Consider the following 18,865-nt stretch of genomic DNA (forward strand, 5'->3'; position numbering starts at 1 on the left):
ATAAATGTTTTGATAGTTATTTTATTCAGTTAACTAATGTCTGCCTGAATAAATCTTCCCAGGCAGAAGTAAAACGGTTAATATTAAATCTGTCTAAAGCAGTACGGCGCGCATTTTCACCCATTTCAGCTGCACTTTCAGGGTTATCTATCAGATATTTCATTTGTCTGATCAGGTAATCGATGTCTGTATGCACAAAACCTGAATGTCCATTTTTTATCGTTACAGCCATTTCGGTCGTAGCCATCCCTACTATTGGCAAACCAACCATCATTGCCTCGCACACGGCTAGTCCAAGACTGGTATACCTGATTGGATTAAAAAAGAATCTGTAACGTGATATAAAGGCTGGCAATTCAGGATGCAGTACTTCTCCAATGCCATAATTTTCTGTTCCCATACCAACCAGATCTATTGGAATGACCTGCCTGACTTTTTCAAAAATATCTGCTCCCAGTAGTCTCCCCCGGTCAGATAAATGATTAATCACAACAATACCACGATCAATTTTATCACTGTCAGTTATTTCAGGAACAATTACCCCATGTTCAATAACAGTAGTTTTCAGTCCATGATTATCCCACATTAATTCATTAAAGCTGGTAACATGTACCAATCTGACAGATGGATCACTTACAGGATGTAAAGTATTGGTAGAGTGGCCTAAGGGTGGATCATGTTCAAGATAAATTCTGGGTAGCTCCCTTTGTTCTGCTGAAAGTGTCTGATACTGATCACTGAAATAATTTTCATCGGTCTGAAAAAGTATAATATCAAACACACAGAATTTTACTTCACTTTCTTCAATTTCATATACGTTATCTCCAAAAGGGAAGGTGTTACCCTTTCCATAGTATCCTTCGGTTTTATCTTTATTGACAGGAATAAAAAGATCAAAATTACCTTGAGATAAATAGAAAAGATAACTCCCATGGATGTGCCAGGTGAAAATCCTTAATCTGCGGTTATTTTTCAGCTGTCCGGTCATCACGGTCTTCATCATCTCCGGTTTCAAGATCAGGTTCAATGTCATCCTCTCCATCTCCTATCTCTTCAGGATCAGGAATTTCCACAGCACCATTTTCTAAATCATCTTCTTCTTTTTCAGGATGATTCAGGTCTTCATTAATAACTGGATGACTTTCACTATTTTCTGAATCAGGATTTGTCCTTTCATTCCCTTCATTGCGAATAACGTTTTCGCCAACTGATCCTTGAGTCTGTCCGTCATTTCCACCTTCCTCATTCTGATCAATACCTTCACGGGTTACATCTTCCTGTCCTGATTCTGACGTAGCCTGTCCAGGCTGATTTTGCTTGTAATTTTCCATATTAACAGATTTAAAATATTAAATAATAAATCAAAATTAACAGGCTGTATTTTTATCTTTTCTAAGTATTTATACTGGTTAAACACCGAATTATTACGTGATTTATCTGAAAATTTAAAAGAAAAAAACAAGTCCCCTTTTTACGATATAATCAGCCTCTGCCTGTAAGATGACTATTCAATATTTCAGGATAAAAAAAGCTTGAATTATGCGTAAAACAGGTGTAGAAAAATCATAATTCAATCTGAATTCATACTTTATTCGAAAGTTCCCGAACAGTGTCTGCAAAGCATCTGAACAACGCCTGAATGACGTCTGAACAAAGCAGCGCCAAAAACCTTATAATCAATAACTTACAAAACACATTTTCAGGCAGGTTTTTCAAGAATTTTCCAGGTTGATTTTCAGGCTGTCCGGATTACTACAGGGGTATTAACAACAAAGCCACAAAGATTTCTCTTTGCGGCTTTGTTGTTAATAGTAATAATTTCACCATTATATCCGGTGTATTATTTATGCTGTACGATTAAAATCTTCTGCTGCAAACTGCAGCTATATCAAGCTGCTATTGAGCGCTGAGTACATCAATGGTAAAATCAAGATTTGAATTTGGAGGAAATGGATAACCAGTAGCATTTCCATAGCCTAAACCAGAAGGCATAATCAATCTGATTCTGCCACCTGGCTGAATCAAAGGAATACCTACCTGCCAGCCCCGGATCAGAGAGCCTAAAGATTTAAAAGTCACTGCAGTGCCTTTACTTGAATCAAATACAGTTCCGTCCAGTAAACTTCCTGTATAATTTACAGTAAGAGAAGTACTACCTGAATAGTTCACACTTCCTGTTCCCGGAGTTATAATCTGATAAAACAAACCAGTTTTCTCATCCTTAAGGGCAGGAATATTTTTTGCTTTCACATAAGCTCTGATTGCAACGGTGTCTTTGGTAAATTGAGCTGCAGCATCAAAGTTACCCTGATCTCCAGGATAATCATTATTATTCTTCATACAGGCTGTAAAGATAGTGGCCATACAAACCAGCAATAATACGAGGTGTTTAGTCTTCATCATAGACTGCAAATGTAATTTTATTTTAATGAATTGCTAATTAGTTTTAGTTTTTCTGTAATGAAAAATAACCGTTACATAGGGGCTATTTCAAAAGATCCCAGGCTACTATATTCCACAGCTCTTTTTCGTCCCTGTAAGTCCCGATAATTTCAAAACCCATTCGCTGATGAACCTTTAATGAATTGGTATTTCTGGTTGATATCTCGGTGACACACAACTGATAACAATTGGCCATCAGTGCTCTGGTTTGCTGATATAACTTGCCTGACAAGCCCAGTCCCCTGAAATCTTTATGTACACAAACCTGCCCGCCTACCATATAATTATAGCTGGTTAAAGGTTTTCCCCGGTAACTGCATCGTTCAAATTCATCAAACATTGGAATCAGGCTGGGCAAATCATTCCGCATCGCAACTGGCATAGCCAGGTTATACCCGATTACCCGGTCATCACTGGTTGCAATAACCTGCGGTAAATGACCTGCCATCTTTTTCAGTAACTCCGGATTATGCTCTGCAAATACAAAGCCCTGCTGTTGCTGCTCTGCTATGGATATCGAGCTATACAGATTTTCTTTTTGCAGGGCCAGTATCCCTCTATAATGCTCTGGTGCAGTGGCAGTTTTCAGTATAATGGTACCGGTAACAGATTCTTTTTTCATACGCTGATTTATCTTTTGATCAAATTTCTTAATTTAGAACCAACCAGTACAGATACAGTTTTGACTAATTTAACCAGAACAGTTTAATGAAAAACACTGAGCTTAACAGCTATCTATATGAAACCATTGCAGCCGGTTTCACACAGCAGATTCTTTCGGCTGTGCTTATTACAGGAGATAAACTACCGTCAGTCCGAGAAATATGCCGTCAGTATAAGGTAAGTATGAGTACAGCTTTGCAGGCTTATTATTTATTAGAAAGTAAAAGTCTGATCCGTTCTGTACCTAAATCAGGTTATTATGTAAGTTATACCCCGCAAACCAATGCCCTTCCAAATCAAAGTAATCCTTCGCTGTACATTGGAAATGAAAACACCTCGGATATAGTCAGCAAAGTCTATGATGGAATCAGCTCTGATCATATTATGCTTTCACTGGGTGTACCAGCAGCAGCATTATTACCGCTACCCAAATTAAACAAAGCACTGACACACGCCTTACACACGCTTAATGAAAACGGATCCGGTTATGAACACGTACTGGGAAATCCAAAACTACGGCGGCAGATTGCACGTCTGTCATCCTCCTGGGGAGGAAAACTTACAGAAAACGACATTATAACCACAGCCGGTTGCACTGGTGCAATGCTCCAGGCCATTATTGCCCTGACAAAAACAGGCGATACCATAGCTGTAGAAAGTCCTGTTTATTTTGGTATTCTTCAGCTGGCTTTAAGTTTAGGGCTAAAAGTACTGGAACTACCCACACACCCTGAAACAGGAATTGAAATTGAAGCTTTAAAAACTGCACTGCGTAAAAACAAGATCAGCCTTTGTTTGCTGATCAGTAATTTCAGCAATCCTATGGGTGGCACCATGCCAGCTGAACATAAAAAAGAAGTAGTCAGACTGATTGAACATTACCATATCCCGCTCCTGGAAAATGATATGTACGGTGATTTATATTTTGGCCATGACAGACCGGTAAACTGCAAAACATTTGATGAAAGCGGCCTGGTAATTTTATGTAGTTCTGTATCCAAAACGCTGGCTCCCGGATATCGCGTAGGCTGGCTCACACCAGGAAAATTCTCAGCACAAATCCGCCAGGTAAAGTTTGCTGCGGCAATTTCTTCAACTACCCTGACGCAGGAAGCAGTTGCAGATTTTCTGGAAAGAGGCCGCTATGAAAGTCACCTGAAAAAATTAAGAACTACCTTAAACCATAACTGCCTGAATTATATGGAAGCGATCAGTAAGTATTTCCCCGGGGAAACAAAGGTCAGCAGACCACAGGGTGGATTTATGTTATGGGTAGAACTGGATGCTAAGGTGAATACGGCCAGACTTTATGATCAAACGATCAAAAGAAATATCAGTTTTGCGCCCGGCAGGATGTTCACCTTACAGAATCAGTATAATAACTGTTTAAGACTGAGTTATGGTTTACCCTGGACAGATCAGATCAACCATGCGATTAAAACCATTGGAAGTTTAATCCGCTAAGAGAATCAGGCAAAATCTCAGTCCAGTTTTTTAATCATGTGTATATCATCAGGTTCTTTGCTGAATAAGTCCTGGTCAACAGCTTTAGTAATATCGCTGCCGTTTTTGCGGTAAAAAGAAACAGCAGAACTGGTTTCGGTGGAAGAAATATACAGATAAGCAGCTCCCCTGTTCTTAGCTTCAGTGCTGATCATTTTCAAAAGCTCCGTCCCGATTCCCTGTCTCCTGTAATTCCGGGAGATATACAGCAGATCTACATGCAGCTGATCAAGTTTCTCTCCCATAAACCGGTGCCCCAAAACACCAAAACCTACCAGAAGGTCTTTATCAAATGCGCCCACAGCCATCCCGCCACTACTCAGTTCAAAACGGTATTGCTGCTGTATTTCTTTCAACTCTTTGTCAGTCCAGCCTGAATATTCATAACCTGCACCGGTCTCCTTCAGTTTATCTTCTTTTAAATGATACAGCACGTCGATGAATTCTGACCTGTCAATTTCAGTTAACCTGCCGGCCATGCCGATAGTTAGCTGTCTGTAAGTAATCATTGTTTTTTTTATTTAAAGATAGGCTAAAGATTCTGCCTGATAAAAAAATAATCAGTTCCCGGCACCGGTAATTTCTCTTTTCTGAACATATCAGGGTTTTAAAATCCGGCCACAGTTTTATAGATTGTGCGTACGCTTGAAACAATAACCAGTACGCCAACCGCAATCAGTATGGATTTTGTATTCAGTTTTCCGGCAAACTTTGCCGCAATCGGCGCAGCGATTAAACCGCCGATAATTAAACCGGCAATAGTTTGAATATGGCTGGTACCCAGGATTACAAAAAATGTAAGTGCACTTGCCAGTGTAACAAAAAACTCAGTGAGACTGACTGTACCAATGATATAACGGGGTGTTTTACCTTTGGCAATTAAAGTACTGGTCACCAGTGGACCCCATCCACCACCTCCGAAAGAGTCCAGAAAACCTCCGGCACCGGCAAGCCAGCCTGCATGTTTTACTTTTCTGGATTCGTTTTTTTTCCTGAAAGCGTTCAGCAATATCCGCAGTCCGAGAAACAAAGTATAAACAGATAAAACAGGCCGCAACCAGCTGCCATAGGATTCTCCCAGATAAGCCAGCAGCGCCGCTCCGATTACCGCCCCCAGAACTCCGGGCAATAATAAGGTCTTAAAGAGTTTCTTATTGATATTACCAAACTTGTAATGACTAAAACCGGAAGCTCCGCTGGAAAACATTTCGGCAGTATGAATACTTCCGCTGATCGCTGCTGGATTAAGTCCTGTAGAGAGCAATACCGTTGTAGAGATTACCCCATAGCCCATGCCCAGTGCTCCGTCTACCATCTGTGCAACGAAACCCGCAAGGAGCATCCAGCCAAATGCTGCATCCAGATCAAGTGTCTTACCAAAAGCTTTGAAAGCATCAATCAGATTAATCAAAGGATAAAATGACGCTATGAGATGACCAATAATCATAAAAGCCAGTGCAAACAAACATCTGCCGGCTATTCTTTTCCAGTATTTTCCATTACGGATGATCCGGTTTTCTGCAGGCAGGGCTACACTGTCTTTTTCTGATAATTGATTTTCTACGGGATATGTTGACATAAATTATAGACTGAATTTGTTACCGGCAATATACAAATAAAGTATACTAATTTAATAGACTAAATAAAGGATTAAGCAAAATTATCATTTATTTATACCCTGGCCCTTGCCTGTTTTAAAGTAATTATTATCTTTGCGGCCGCTAATTATTATTTAGACTAACACTAAACAAGTAGTCTAAAACCAACACTATCAGCTTATTAAGCTCAATCAAAAATAGATGAATTTGAATAATTCAGCTCTACGGGCTGTCTTGTAAGTAAATTAAACACACTAAATGATTAAATTTTTTACCACGTTAGGACTATCTATGATCCTTTGCTCAGCTATACAGGCACAGATCATCAAAGGTACAGTATATGATCAAAGTACCAGAGAAACCATTGTAGGAGCCAGTATCTCGGTTAAGGAGCATCCCGGAAAAGGTGTAATGGCAGACGCACAAGGCAGGTTTTCTTTACAACTGCAATCAGGAGAAACACTTATAGTTAAAATGATTGGCTATAAACAATTTCAGAAACAGTATACTGCTGTTAAAGATGGTCAGCAAATTAACGTTTCACTGGAACCGGGTGTTGAACTTCAAGAAGTTATGGTTACTGCCAGTTTAGCCAATTCAAGAAGTAAAAAAGCAATCGGAACCAACATAGACCATATCAATGCCGCTGCCGTCGTAGCTACAAGTAACCCATCTTCACTGGCAGATATTGTCAACGGAAGAATCAGCGGTGCACAGGTTTACAATACCAATGGAAAGGTAGGTATGCCAATTCGTTTCGACATCCGTTCTTCTGCTACTTTCAGTATGGAACGTGATCCACTGATTTTTATAGATGGAGTACGTTATGGCAATAGCAATACTTCGGACATTAACTCTTCGCAGGAGGCCATGAGCGCACTGAACGATTTGCCTTTAAATGATATTGAATCTATTGATGTCATCAAAGGCCCGGCTGCTGCTGCTTCTTATGGTGCTGAAGCTGCAAACGGTGTGGTTGTGATCCAGACCAAACGTGGCCTGAATGGAAAGAAAGGGATTGCTGTCAATGTAAAATATACAGCGGGTTTTAGCGAACTGGCCAGAAAATATGATCAGTTTGTCAATAATGATCCTTTGAATGATTTTTTCAGAAAAGGAACAGAACAGCAGTTATACGCCAATATCACCTCACAGATTGACCAGAATAACAGCATTTTCTTTTCAGCCAATACCAACAAAAATGCAGGTATAGTTCCGGGAAACCAGGATAACAGACAGACTGTTCGTACGGGCTATGATTTTGTTAAAGACCGTTTTAAATTATCACTCACCGCTGGTTATGTAAAAGGGAAACTGAGTATTCCTCAATCTGCTTCGGGACGGGATGATGCGATCTGGAACCTGATGCGTGACCGTACCCCATGGCCGTTTATCGCTGAAGAAAGCTGGCGTGCTATTCAGAAAGAGTATGAAAATGACCGTTTTACCGGGAGCTTAAAATTGGCTTATACCTTCCCTTTTGAGATTAAAGCAGAAAGTTTGGTAGGTCTGGATCTTAACCGTATTGACGGTTTAAACTATCTTCCCTATGGCTTTTTACAGGGTACCAATAATACAGGAAGCAAACAGGTAAGTAATCGTCGTAACCAGAATATGAACTGGGATTTTAAGTTATCCCGCAATTTCGTTTTCAATCCGAAATGGCAGTTAAATCTTTCCTTCCTTTCTCAGCTTACACAGGCTTCTGAAAAAGTTACAGGAATCAGTGTTCGTAATTTCGCTGTTCCGGGTATCAGTAACATAGCTTCCGCAGCAGAAATATTGGGGACAACTGATAATACTTTTGAAAAACGTACACATGGTCTTTATGGAGAAGCTTTTTTGAGTTATGATAACAAGTTATTTATCAATGCAGGGCTAAGACGTGATGTTTCCAACATGATTGGAAGAAATGTAGCCAGTATCTGGTATCCGACTGTAAGTGTGGCCTACAACGTAGCCGGCATGGACTTTCTGAAAGGAAAAGTAGAAGAATGGAAATTCAGAGCTGCTTATGGAGAATCAGGTCGTTTACCTTATCCTGGTGATGCGCAAACTGCCTATCTGGTGGAGAATTCTTCATTTGGAACTATAGTAAAACCTTTAAGGAAAGGAAACCCGGATATTAAACCAGAAAGAACCGGAGAATTTGAGATCGGAACTGACATCAAAATATTTGATCAGAAACTGAGCTTTACTTATTACAGACAGAATACCCGTGATGCCATTGTATATACTACGCTGTTACCATCTCTGGGCTGGCCATCCACTTTAAGTGGTGATTACCCGGAGAATATCGGAAAGATACAGGGTCAGGGTCTGGAAATCTCTTATAACAGCAGAGTATTTACCAGCGCCAATAAAAAACATAGCCTGGATATCTATGCAATCTTCAATCAGCAGTCTAACAAAGTAATCAACTCTGGTGGTAAAGATATCCTGAGTTCAGTGAATCTGATCCGTGCGGGCTTACCAGCATTTGCTTTCTATTCCAATCTTTCTGAAGGACCGGTATTTGATGCCAAAGGCGTTTATACAGGTGCAAAAGAAGGCCCGCTGCAGGAATTGGGTAAACCTTTCCCTACTTATAACGGTTCTGTTGGTTTTGGTCTGCAGCTGTTTAACAACTTACGTTTACAATCCCTTTTCACTTATTCTAAAGGTGCAAAAGTTTATAATATATCAGCCAGAAACGTAGCCTCACAGGGTAATAACTACGAAGCCAAAGAAACGTTAAAGACTCAGCTGGCTGCACTTACTCCTGGTACAGCGGATTATATTTCTACCGCTACAGCCTTATCAAAAGTTGACGGGGTAAGAGGTGATTTTATACAAAAAGCAGACTTTATCAGACTGAGCAATTTAACCTTGTCTTATGATCTGGGTGACTGGGCAAAAAAATATACCAAAGGTGTGCTGAAACGCTGTTTAGTATCCATAACAGGAAATAACCTGTGGCTGACCACGAATTACGGCGGTGCTGAACCTCAGATTGACTCACAAGGCGGCAGTAAAAGAACCAAAGGTATCAGCTATCTGTCTTCGGATTGGACAGCTGTTCCTGCACCGCGCACTTATGCGTTTAGTTTAAATATTGGATTTTAATTCAGGCTGGATTTCAGTCATTATATAGAAGATTATGATAAAGAAAACAAAGCATTTTTTTAGAATCGGAGCGATACTTTTAATCGCATTAACCTTTTCATCCTGTAATAAATGGGTAAATGACCCTAAATCACCAGACAGCACTGTTGATGAATCACAATTAACCAGTCTGGAAATGTTAGGCCGTATTGATAAGGGAAACTATGTTACCGGACCTGTTATTGCCGGTGTATGGCGTGCTGGTGCAACTGCCGCTTCAGATTTACTGGTAGCCTCGGGCGCTATTGCAGATGAAATCACTTCTACAGCTGTACCTAACTCTCCTTTTTACAAAGAACTGGATGAAGATAAACTGAGTCCTGATAACCCATCGCTTTTTAGCAGCTGGTCAAATGTTCAGAACTACCGGGCACGTGCAGAAGATGCGATTCGTCTTGCAGAACAGCAAAATCCGGCAGAGGCCGATAAAATAAAAGTTAAACAGGGCGCATTGCTCAATGCCCGTTTACATGCAGGTTATGCCTGGATGCTGCTGGCAGATTATTTCACTGTTAATGAGGCAAATCATACTGTTTATGCTGATCATGTGCTGGTTACTCATGAGCAGGCTTATGCTAAAGCTCAGCGCTACTGGGAAGAGGCACTGCCTATGGCCAGTGAACAGGAAAAAAGATTATTACATGCTTTACTGACTAAACTGGGTATCCATACTCAAAACTATGCTTTAGCTGCTGCACATATTAACCAGTCTTTTACAACCCTGGAAAACTTCGCATTTTTAAATACAGTGGGTACAGTAAGTAACGCTTTCTTTTCTGCGATGAGTATCAATAGCAGAGATGCAGCCGTTGATCCGACCTTAGTGGCCGTATTAAAAACAACAGCTGATAAAGTCCGTAATCCTGTAGTAAAAGCACCAAAAGGACATTGGTCATTAACTTATTTCAAAGAAAGAGATCCTTTATTAGTGACTGATTTTGATGAAATGCAGCTGATCAGAGCTGAACTGGCTGTCCGCGGCTTAATCGCAGGAAATGCAGCAGCGTATGTCAACACAGTTATCCTGAAATCTGACGCCACAGGTCAGTCTAATATTCAAACACAAATACCCCTGACCTTAACTGATATTACTGCTATCCGCAGAATCTATTTATCCTGGAGAGGAACCCGTTTAATTGATCTGAGAAGATTCAATATAGATGGTGATCTGACCCCCGGATTTACCAAAAGAAAGTATCACTGGATTGGAGTTCCTGAAATTGAAACCAGGTAATTTTCTTCTTTACATTTTTAAAAAAGCTTTTCCGGTTAATACCTGAAAAGCTTTTTTTATGCCATAGCGTTTAGAAGATGGAAATGTAATTGTACTGTCATAGCTGGCTTTAATTATTTAGAAAGATTATAAATAACTATATTTACCACAGAATCTGATCACCTGAGTGATGGAAAATTTCAAACCGCTTTATTCTTATTAATGAAAAGATTATTTACTATAAAATACGGCCCTGCATCTTTTAACCTGGCTACTCTTTTACTTCGGCTCGGCTTTGGCGCTCTGATGATTCCAGGTCATGGTTATGCCAAACTGATACATTTTGCAGAGAAAAAAGACAAATTTATGAGTTTCATGGGCCTGAGCAGTTCTTTCTCTTTAGGGCTTACGGTATTTGCAGAATTTTTCTGCGCTGTGCTGCTCATACTGGGTCTTTTTACCAGACTGGCGGTCATTCCGCTGCTAATTACGATAATCGTTATTCTGAATATACATAACTGGGAAATCTTTGGAGAACATGAACTTGTCCCTGCCTTTCTGATTGGCTATTTAGCTATTTTATTGCTTGGACCGGGGAAATACAGCTTTGACGCATTGATCAATTCAAAATACAAAAAAAGATGAGTGAAATAAAAAATGAAAGACCTGCTATAGTCCGCGGAGTTCTGGAGGTAAAAAACAAGGTGTATCTTACACCACACTATATCCGCATTACTTTTACCGGTGATGATGTGCCGCTCTTTGCAGAAACCACACCTGGTGTAAATAATAAAATCTTTATTCCTCCCGCAGGACTAAATGAAATTCATTTTCCTGACTTCGATTACAGCACAGGAGAATGGACACATCCGCCGGAACATTTAAAACCTATAATCCGGACCTATACTCACCGGGCTTATGATCATAAAAAAAATGAAATGACCATAGACTTTGTTGCGCATGGAGAAAGCGGGCCTGCCTCGGCATGGGCTATCCATGCTCAACCGGGAAACCGGCTGGGAGTTGCTATGAAAGCAAAAGAGTCTGTTATTTATCCAAAAGCAGATTGGTATCTGCTTATCGCAGATGCAACCGGAATCCCGGTGATTGCAGCGATTCTGGAAACTTTACCGTCTGCAGCAACCGGTGTTGCCTATATTGAAATTCCGGAAAAAGAAGACATCCAGGATTTAAAAACGGAGGCTGATATACAGATTAACTGGATTTGTAATGCGCATCCGGGAGAAAACAGCTTACTTGCTGATGCAGTACGCACAGTAAAAATACCCGAAAAAGCTAATACTACACGTTTTGGCTATGCTGCAGCAGAATTTTCAACTGTCAAAGATGTGCGTCAGTTTCTGCGCAAAGAACAGCAATGGGATCAAAGTGAACTCTATGCCTACTCTTACTGGAAATTCGGCGCCAGTGAAGATGGTTCAGTAACTGCCCGCCGTGAAGAACATTTCGAGGCGAAATAGCCTGATATTCCGCCCTTAGCGGGCGGAATATTTTTCATAGATTAAATGGTTACATTTGGTTTTACAGAACCCTCTGACCATGAAAAATAAGCTATTCCTGATTGTCCTTGTTACCTTATACAGCCAGTTATCTTTTGCACAGGAGCCGGTAGTCTTTTTGATTAATGCTCATCATATCAAAGCGAAAAAGGATGCCTATCAAAAAAAGGATGCGGCAGCAAAAAATCAGGTTGAGCTGATACTCAGCAAGGCTGATGCTTTACTTAATACGAAGCCAAAATCAGTAATGGATAAATCTTCAACTCCTCCCAGCGGCTCAAAACATGATTATATGAGTCAGGCACCTTATTTCTGGCCTGATCCTTCCAAAGCTGACGGAATTCCCTATATCAGGAAAGATGGTGAACGAAATCCTGATATCAGGAAAATAACTGACGCTGCTTATTTACACGATATGACAAGCAAGTGTAAATACCTTTCCCTTGCTTATTATTTTACAGGTCGTGAATCCTATGCTGCAAAAGCTTCCGAACTGCTTAATATATGGTTCCTGGCAGCTGAAACAAAAATGAATCCCAATCTTAATTATGCACAGGCTATACCTGGCCTGAATGATGGGCGTGGTATAGGAATTATTGAAAGCCGTTCACTGGCTGAACTGGCCGACTGGATTGGTCTTTTATCAGGATCAAAAGCACTCAGTAAGGATAAAACCGAAGAGATTAAGAACTGGTATAAACAATATCTGAGCTGGATGTTAAACAGTAAAAATGGCAAGGATGAACATCACTCCAAAAATAATCATGGTACGATCTACGATGCTCAGATTACCTCATTTGCTTTGTTTACAGATCAGAAAGCACTGGCTGAAACAACACTCACTGAAAGCCTGAAAAGGATAGCTGTGCAAATTACTCCCGAAGGTCAGCAACCACTGGAACTGGCCAGAACGAAAGCTTACAGTTACAGTACAATGAACCTGAATGAGGGTTGGTTCAACCTCGCTTTACTAGGAGAACATGCGGGGGTTGATATCTGGAATTATCAAACCGCCGATGGGAAAAGTATCCGCAAAGCACTGGACTGGCTTATTCCTTATGGGCTGGCAGAAAAAGAAAAAACCTTTAAACAGATTATTCCCTACAATAGCAGTGAATTATACAGATTACTAATCATTGCTGGTACTGAATACAAAAACGCAGCCTATTTAAAACAGGCTGCGTCTATACAGAAAGATCAGGAAACCCGGTTAACAGACCTGCTCTACAATTAGTTTTAATACTCTACTTTATAATCTTTAACTACCTCCTGCCCTGTCCATGCCTTTAAGGATGTCCACGGAGCAGCTGGTGCTTTCCAGAATTCATGATCAGCTGGTAGCCCCAGGGTCAGAAATCCCAAAGTGGCCATATATAAACTACCGGTAGACGTATAGGTATCTGCTATAGCTGGCTGATGACCATTAAATCCTAATACCAACCAACCTTTTTTATCAAAATTCTGCTCTCCCAGATACATATTCTGTATCACCCTGGTTAAGGCACAACGTACCTGAGCAGGTTTTACATAATCAGGCAGTTTTTCCATTAATGCAGTCTGGGCAAGGGCCTGGAAAGCCGCTGTACGGTAAGTTATTGATCTTCCGTAAGCAGGATATGTCCCCTCCGGAGAAATACTCCTTTCCAGATATTCGCTATATCTGACCATTCTTTTTAAGGCCTGATCATAATCAGCAACCGGAGCTTTTTTATTGTCCGATAGAATTTTTAAGAGATCTACCAGCATAGTATGAATTACATAAGAATTATAATAATCCATACTGAATTTTGCGCCATCACTGTACCAGCTGTCCCCTACATACCATTCCTTCATCTTATTCACTGCAAACTGAACTCTTGCAGGATCATACTGTTCACCAATACTCAGTAAAAATCCTTCGGTCAGACCGGAAAACAAAAGCCAGTTATTATAAGCTCCACTTCTGTTTCTCAGCGACTTAAACTCTTCAATAAAACGAGCTTTAGTTTCTTTATCCAAAGGTTCCCACAAGGCTTCCGGCGCACGGATAAAAGCCTGGGCAACATAAGCAGCATCCACAATCGGCTGTCCCTCAGTTCTGAAATTCAAATAATCCGGACTTTTAGGATCAACTGCGTTCTTCAGTCCTTTCAAAAGCATTCTCCGCATTTCTTTACGCATTTTACCTTCGTCGGTCCGGTCATCCGGAAGTGCAAGCCACGGCGCTATTCCCGCCATGGTACGTCCTACAGCCTCCAGATAAGTAACGCTTTTAAGATTTAAACCATATTTAGGTCCTGTTTCCAGAGGCATATTCTTTTTCAGTGTTTCATTAGCCAGATTATAGACTACCGGATAAGAAATTTTATATAATGCTTTGACCCAAACCTGTCTGTCCTGTGCGCCCGTAGCAGGTTTTCCTTTTTTTTCCTGCTGTGCAATGGCCTGAGAAGTAAACACAACCAGAAAGGATAGGAATAAAGTAAATTTGTTAGGTAAAGAAATCATAAGGTAATCAGGGTTAAAATTTAAATCTTTAATTGTGGTTAAAATCAGTTATTCTGCTACATAAAATCAGCTTTATGAATTACAAATACCATTTTTTATATCTGCCTAAAGCTTCCAGGAAATAGTAATCAGCATAAACTAAAGGTACGTCAATTTCGCTGTTCAATGGAAGAGCTCCGGTACTGTGTAATAATAGGAAGCCTCCGTTTTCACCGGATTTCGCACGATACGCAGGACTGGCGAGAGATCTGATCATAGTTTCTGCCGAAGATATAAACTCAGCTTTCTCTTTTGCTGCTGCCGTATACTGAGCCAGTTCCAGCAAAGCAGATGCAGTAATAGCACCCGCAGAAGCATCGCGTTCCGCATAAGGAATTTTTGGCGCATCAAAATCCCAGAACGGAATTTTATCAGCAGGTAAATTCGGATGGTTTAAAATAAAATGAGCTATCCCCTTTGCCTGTTTCAGATACTTCTGATTCTTAGTATCTCTGTACATCATGGTATAACCATATAAGGCCCAGGCTTGTCCGCGTGCCCAGGCTGAGCTGCTTGCCGCCCCCTGCCAGGTTGCCTTGCGATTAACTTTTCCGGTTGCCAGATCATAATCTACTACATGATAAGAGCTGAAATCAGGTCTGAAATGGTTCTTTAAAGTGGTATTGGCATGTTTAACTGCGATCTCTTTGTAATGAGCATCTCCTCCGTTATCACTTACCCAGTTTAACATTTCCAGGTTCATCATATTGTCAATGATAACCGGACACTTCCAGTACTTGCTTTTATCCCATGACTGAATAGATTCAATCGACGGACGGTAACGCTTGGCCAGAGAAGCTGCAGACCGCTCAATGACAGCCTTATAAGCAGGATCTTTAGTCAGACGGTAACCATTTCCAAAACTGCAGAACATCATAAATCCCAGATCATGATTTCCGCTGTAATCCTGATTAGGCTCAATTACTTTTAATGCTTTTTCAGCAGTTTTTTTCACCTCTGCATCTCTGGTCTGTTCATAGATATACCATAACGAACCACTGTAAAACCCACTGCACCACCATTTAATATCATAGGCAATCAGTTTATTTTTTTTTGCGTCATAACTCTGTGGCGTTAAACCCGCAGGGATATTTTTATCCAGGACCTTGTATTGTGCAGCTGCAAAATTAAATTGTTCATCAATTAATTGCCCCATGTTTTGTAATTGTGTCTCTGTTTTCTGCGCAAAAGAGGCAGATCCCGCCAGTAAAAGTAGTCCTGCAATTAAATTGATTCTTTTCATTTTTCTATTTTTCTAATTCATTTATATCCTGATTCTACCCTGTTGAGAAACCGGGTTAACCTTTTTTTAAACTTATAAACTTAACCGGCTTGTGACTGTTGCTCCACGTTGTGCACCATCTGGTAGAATACAGTCCAGTTTCTTTAACCCTTTCAGTCCTGGTAATTGAAGTTCCAGGTGTACAGCTGCACTTACCTGCCCCGGATCTGCAATGTCGATTATCGGATTTTCGGTATGTAAACCCTGAATTAAAATCGTACACGCTTTATCCGCTTTAACAGACAGACCAGCAGTATTTAGTGCACCTTCTTTATAAAAAACCAGTTGCAAAATATCTAAACCCCGGTGTTCTACCACTTGTAAATCTTCTGTGTTACTCCATATTTTTATCATAGATAATTTATAGGTATTCATCATGTTAACATCTTCCAGCCCCGGAACAACAATATATGCATAGTGTCCGGCTGCTGGTTTACTTCCGTGAAGAAAAGAAAGCTGAAATATCCCACCACTCACTTCATCTTTAGGCTGAAACTGATTGATCCGGTACCAGCTGCCTTTTTGTGTTTGATTACTCACACTTAAATCACCGTTTTCAGGTAAAAAATAACCAATATGATTATGCCATACCCATTTAAGGGCTGAACTTTTCTGGCCGGTTTCAGCTCCCAGCAAGGTAGTTTTCTGCATTGAATTTGTTTTTGCCTGAACAGACTGAGTTTTATGGATTTCAGTCTCAGGTTGCTTTACATCCGCATATCCCAGCGCCACGTTTCCTTTTAGCCAGCTCTGATCTAATGTGGTAGTCACTTCTTCAGCTGCTGTACTTTTAATACCAGCACCTAAACACACAATTTCCTTATCAAAAAAGAACCAGGCTTTTTTTGCCTGTACGTCATCATAATTCTGTGCATAAACTGCCAGGCCATAAAGACCGTTACTTACTCCGCCGGCAAAGGCCGTAGTACCTTGAACTCCCCAGTCCTGTCTGATTGTTGCGCCCTCATCACCGGAGTAATTCCTGCTGGTCACTCCCGGAATTTTATCCCATTCCCAAACCGGCATCACATTGGCATATTCATCACCGTTAACCTGGATATTGGTAGCGCCATCGGCCAGAAACTTACCCAGTATGTTTTCATTATTGCCTCTTTCCGTTCTCAAAGTTCTTGAAGAAGCTGTTTGTACACTAAATGTATATCCTGGCCGGGTATGCAGTGTATAACCACTTTTCCAGTACTGTCTGTTACCGGGAATAACTCCGGTTGAAGGAGATACCTGCTGCGCCATCCGCTCAGCTGCCACCTGCCAGTAAACTTCATTCTCCGGACTGAGCACTTTAATCTTGGTTATCAACCCGGTAAAATTGCCTTTTAAGGAGTCCTTTCTGCTGATTCCACGACCACGAACATTAAAATCAAAAAAACTGCCTCTGATAGTCTTAAAAAAAGTGTCTTTGATATAGGTAATCAATATACTCAGCTGATCCTGCGGCATAGCGTAAGCTGTCCCTCTTAAGTAGAAAGCGGCATTTACCGAATTACCTGCAAAGACAGCTCCGTAACTGCCTATTGCCTGCTGTTTCCCATGTTGAAAATAACTGTTGTCAATCTGGACACCTTCTCTTCCATCGATGATAGAAACCGGCTCGAATAAATATTTTGAGGCAGAATCAAGCGTAGATTTACTTGAGGTCAGACAAGCCCGGTATAAATAATGCAGGGCTTCATCCGATGTATTGGCATAATCCCCGGTCTTTAATTTTCTGACCATAAGGGCGATCAGCGAACTTTCCAGCGCTGCAGGCAAAGGTTTTTTTCCGTAACGCATCAGAATGAGTATTTCACCTATGGTCTTTGGATAAAAGATATCATTATACCACCAGTTCCTGTTTTTTGGGTTAACATCTATCCAATGCTTAAGCGATTTAACAATTGCTTCATAAGCAACCGGATCACCATATAACTGATGATCAGCCCCACTGAAAGCAATGGCTATCGTTTTAATTCTCTGCAAAGGATTATAATCCGGATTTGTATAATTTATGTCCGCCCAGCTGCCGTCCGGTTTTAAAGCAGTGATACTTTTCAAAACCTGTTCATCTGCTGACCTGCTATTCCCGTCACCCCGCAAATCTGTATTAATGCGGTTCATTATCGTCTGATACGGTACTGTCTGAGCAACAACAACGGTATTGCTTAACAAAATCAGCAGCAGATAAAACAATTTTCTATTGGTATACCCTGACATAATCCACTTCATATTTTAAAGGTAATATGTTATCATCCAGCGGCCCGCCCAAATTCCCCTGTCTGCCCAATGCAAGATTTAACAGCAGATAAAAAGGTTTTTTAAAAGTATCTCCGGGATTATAAGCTGCTTTTTTATACTCAAAAACAAAATATTTCAGTTCATCAATATAAAAAGTGATTCCTTTTTTATTCCATTCTATCGCATAAATATGGTAATCTTCGTTAGGTGCACCTACCTTAGGTTTTTCTCCCACGTAGTGATATTTTGCTGCAGAATCAGCATAATGTACTGTACCATAAATCTGGGTTGAATCTTTGCCAACATATTCAAGAATATCAATTTCACCACAGTTTGGCCATTTTACCTGCTGACGGTTTTCTCCGAGCATCCAGATGGCAGGCCAGCTCCCTAAACCTTTGGGAACTTTAGCCTTCACCTCTATCCTGCCATATCTGAAATGTTTTTTACCCAGTGTAATTAAACTCGCCGAGGTATAGCTGGCCCCGTTATAGTCCTCTTTTCTGGCTTCAAGGATTAAATTTCCGTTTTCCACTCTTGCATTCTCCAATCTCTTTGAGGTATAATACTGGGGTTCTTTATTCCGTACCAGCCCTTGTTCATAAGTCCATTTAGAACTATCAGGAAGTCCCGTATAGTTAAATTCATCCGAAAAAATGAGTTTACGTTTTCTGACTTCCTGGGCTTTCACCACATTCAGACTTAAAAGTGCCAAAATCAATAACTGATAGTTTTTCATGTT

General features: G+C 40.5%; 16 protein-coding genes. 6 read left to right on the plus strand and 10 right to left on the minus strand.

Going from position 1 to position 18,865, the window contains the following annotated elements; genetic code table 11:
• Nucleotides 1-25 precede the first annotated feature (25 nt).
• The 4 genes from PL_RS08200 to PL_RS08215 all read right to left on the minus strand — a co-directional run bounded on the left by PL_RS08200 (nucleotide 26) and on the right by PL_RS08215 (nucleotide 3,064).
• Nucleotides 26-1,003 carry a glycosyltransferase family 4 protein gene (locus PL_RS08200; RefSeq protein ID WP_200890722.1) on the minus strand — a complete coding sequence of 326 codons (978 nt, stop codon included), beginning with the start codon at nucleotides 1,001-1,003 and terminating at the stop codon, nucleotides 26-28.
• Nucleotides 966-1,331, minus strand: a complete 366-nt coding sequence (locus tag PL_RS08205) for a hypothetical protein (protein ID WP_041881010.1) — start codon at nucleotides 1,329-1,331, stop codon at nucleotides 966-968. Before PL_RS08205 ends, PL_RS08200 begins: the two co-directional genes overlap by 38 nt.
• Nucleotides 1,332-1,896: 565 nt before the next feature.
• Nucleotides 1,897-2,403: an FKBP-type peptidyl-prolyl cis-trans isomerase gene (locus PL_RS08210; protein WP_041881009.1), complete on the minus strand. Its 507-nt coding sequence runs from the start codon at nucleotides 2,401-2,403 to the stop codon at nucleotides 1,897-1,899.
• An 82-nt stretch (nucleotides 2,404-2,485) separates the two neighbouring features.
• Nucleotides 2,486-3,064, minus strand: coding sequence for a GNAT family N-acetyltransferase (locus PL_RS08215; protein ID WP_052496218.1), 579 nt, complete (start codon nucleotides 3,062-3,064; stop codon nucleotides 2,486-2,488).
• 86 nt (nucleotides 3,065-3,150) lie between these two features.
• On the opposite strand from PL_RS08215, the gene PL_RS08220 reads away from it, so the two are divergent.
• Nucleotides 3,151-4,569, plus strand: coding sequence for a PLP-dependent aminotransferase family protein (locus PL_RS08220; protein WP_041881007.1), 1,419 nt, complete (start codon nucleotides 3,151-3,153; stop codon nucleotides 4,567-4,569).
• Nucleotides 4,570-4,586: 17 nt separating this feature from the next.
• Here PL_RS08220 and PL_RS08225 read toward each other — a convergent pair whose 3' ends face one another.
• On the minus strand, nucleotides 4,587-5,117 hold the full coding sequence (locus PL_RS08225; protein WP_041881005.1) for a GNAT family N-acetyltransferase: 531 nt from the start codon (nucleotides 5,115-5,117) through the stop codon (nucleotides 4,587-4,589).
• Nucleotides 5,118-5,215: 98 nt separating this feature from the next.
• On the minus strand, nucleotides 5,216-6,187 hold the full coding sequence (locus PL_RS08230; protein ID WP_348621416.1) for a sulfite exporter TauE/SafE family protein: 972 nt from the start codon (nucleotides 6,185-6,187) through the stop codon (nucleotides 5,216-5,218).
• Between the two features lie 277 nt (nucleotides 6,188-6,464).
• On the opposite strand from PL_RS08230, the gene PL_RS08235 reads away from it, so the two are divergent.
• From PL_RS08235 to PL_RS08255, 5 genes are all read left to right on the plus strand, one after another.
• Nucleotides 6,465-9,311: a TonB-dependent receptor domain-containing protein gene (locus PL_RS08235; protein WP_041881004.1), complete on the plus strand. Its 2,847-nt coding sequence runs from the start codon at nucleotides 6,465-6,467 to the stop codon at nucleotides 9,309-9,311.
• Nucleotides 9,312-9,345: 34 nt separating this feature from the next.
• The gene (locus tag PL_RS08240; RefSeq protein WP_348621418.1) at nucleotides 9,346-10,584 is read left to right on the plus strand and encodes a hypothetical protein; all 1,239 of its coding nucleotides are present in this window, start codon (nucleotides 9,346-9,348) and stop codon (nucleotides 10,582-10,584) included.
• 201 nt (nucleotides 10,585-10,785) lie between these two features.
• Nucleotides 10,786-11,208 (plus strand): DoxX family protein, encoded by a 423-nt coding sequence (locus PL_RS08245; RefSeq protein ID WP_041881002.1) that lies wholly within the window; start codon nucleotides 10,786-10,788, stop codon nucleotides 11,206-11,208.
• Nucleotides 11,205-12,044, plus strand: coding sequence for a siderophore-interacting protein (locus PL_RS08250; RefSeq protein WP_041881001.1), 840 nt, complete (start codon nucleotides 11,205-11,207; stop codon nucleotides 12,042-12,044). Before PL_RS08245 ends, PL_RS08250 begins: the two co-directional genes overlap by 4 nt.
• Before the next feature lie 79 nt (nucleotides 12,045-12,123).
• Nucleotides 12,124-13,317 carry an alginate lyase family protein gene (locus PL_RS08255; RefSeq protein ID WP_041880999.1) on the plus strand — a complete coding sequence of 398 codons (1,194 nt, stop codon included), beginning with the start codon at nucleotides 12,124-12,126 and terminating at the stop codon, nucleotides 13,315-13,317.
• A gap of 2 nt (nucleotides 13,318-13,319) precedes the next feature.
• Here the strand turns inward: PL_RS08255 and PL_RS08260 are convergent, their stop codons facing one another.
• From PL_RS08260 to PL_RS08275, 4 genes are all read right to left on the minus strand, one after another.
• On the minus strand, nucleotides 13,320-14,570 hold the full coding sequence (locus tag PL_RS08260) for a DUF2264 domain-containing protein (RefSeq protein ID WP_348621421.1): 1,251 nt from the start codon (nucleotides 14,568-14,570) through the stop codon (nucleotides 13,320-13,322).
• Between the two features lie 79 nt (nucleotides 14,571-14,649).
• Entirely contained in the window at nucleotides 14,650-15,852 is a 1,203-nt protein-coding gene (locus tag PL_RS08265; protein ID WP_041880995.1) for a glycoside hydrolase family 88 protein, read from the minus strand.
• A 72-nt stretch (nucleotides 15,853-15,924) separates the two neighbouring features.
• Complete coding sequence (locus PL_RS08270; RefSeq protein WP_082035887.1) at nucleotides 15,925-18,114, minus strand: polysaccharide lyase family 8 super-sandwich domain-containing protein; 2,190 nt, start codon at nucleotides 18,112-18,114, stop codon at nucleotides 15,925-15,927.
• Entirely contained in the window at nucleotides 18,083-18,862 is a 780-nt protein-coding gene (locus PL_RS08275; RefSeq protein ID WP_041880990.1) for a glycoside hydrolase family 16 protein, read from the minus strand. The genes PL_RS08270 and PL_RS08275 overlap by 32 nt, the downstream gene beginning before the upstream one ends.
• Nucleotides 18,863-18,865: the final 3 nt, after the last annotated feature.

Source organism: Pedobacter lusitanus (assembly GCF_040026395.1).
Lineage (GTDB): Bacteria > Bacteroidota > Bacteroidia > Sphingobacteriales > Sphingobacteriaceae > Pedobacter > Pedobacter lusitanus.

Excerpts from the sequence above, each read along its gene's own strand:
- PL_RS08205 (WP_041881010.1), bottom strand. The coding sequence starts at position 1,331 with ATGGAAAATTACAAGCAAAATCAGCCTGGACAGGCTACGTCAGAATCA.
- PL_RS08240 (WP_348621418.1), top strand. The coding sequence starts at position 9,346 with ATGATAAAGAAAACAAAGCATTTTTTTAGAATCGGAGCGATACTTTTA.
- PL_RS08250 (WP_041881001.1), top strand. The coding sequence starts at position 11,205 with ATGAGTGAAATAAAAAATGAAAGACCTGCTATAGTCCGCGGAGTTCTG.
- PL_RS08200 (WP_200890722.1), bottom strand. The coding sequence starts at position 1,003 with ATGATGAAGACCGTGATGACCGGACAGCTGAAAAATAACCGCAGATTA.
- PL_RS08220 (WP_041881007.1), top strand. The coding sequence starts at position 3,151 with ATGAAAAACACTGAGCTTAACAGCTATCTATATGAAACCATTGCAGCC.
- PL_RS08255 (WP_041880999.1), top strand. The coding sequence starts at position 12,124 with ATGAAAAATAAGCTATTCCTGATTGTCCTTGTTACCTTATACAGCCAG.
- PL_RS08225 (WP_041881005.1), bottom strand. The coding sequence starts at position 5,117 with ATGATTACTTACAGACAGCTAACTATCGGCATGGCCGGCAGGTTAACT.
- PL_RS08245 (WP_041881002.1), top strand. The coding sequence starts at position 10,786 with ATGAAAAGATTATTTACTATAAAATACGGCCCTGCATCTTTTAACCTG.
- PL_RS08210 (WP_041881009.1), bottom strand. The coding sequence starts at position 2,403 with ATGATGAAGACTAAACACCTCGTATTATTGCTGGTTTGTATGGCCACT.
- PL_RS08265 (WP_041880995.1), bottom strand. The coding sequence starts at position 15,852 with ATGAAAAGAATCAATTTAATTGCAGGACTACTTTTACTGGCGGGATCT.
- PL_RS08215 (WP_052496218.1), bottom strand. The coding sequence starts at position 3,064 with ATGAAAAAAGAATCTGTTACCGGTACCATTATACTGAAAACTGCCACT.
- PL_RS08260 (WP_348621421.1), bottom strand. The coding sequence starts at position 14,570 with ATGATTTCTTTACCTAACAAATTTACTTTATTCCTATCCTTTCTGGTT.
- PL_RS08275 (WP_041880990.1), bottom strand. The coding sequence starts at position 18,862 with ATGAAAAACTATCAGTTATTGATTTTGGCACTTTTAAGTCTGAATGTG.
- PL_RS08235 (WP_041881004.1), top strand. The coding sequence starts at position 6,465 with ATGATTAAATTTTTTACCACGTTAGGACTATCTATGATCCTTTGCTCA.
- PL_RS08230 (WP_348621416.1), bottom strand. The coding sequence starts at position 6,187 with ATGTCAACATATCCCGTAGAAAATCAATTATCAGAAAAAGACAGTGTA.
- PL_RS08270 (WP_082035887.1), bottom strand. The coding sequence starts at position 18,114 with ATGAAGTGGATTATGTCAGGGTATACCAATAGAAAATTGTTTTATCTG.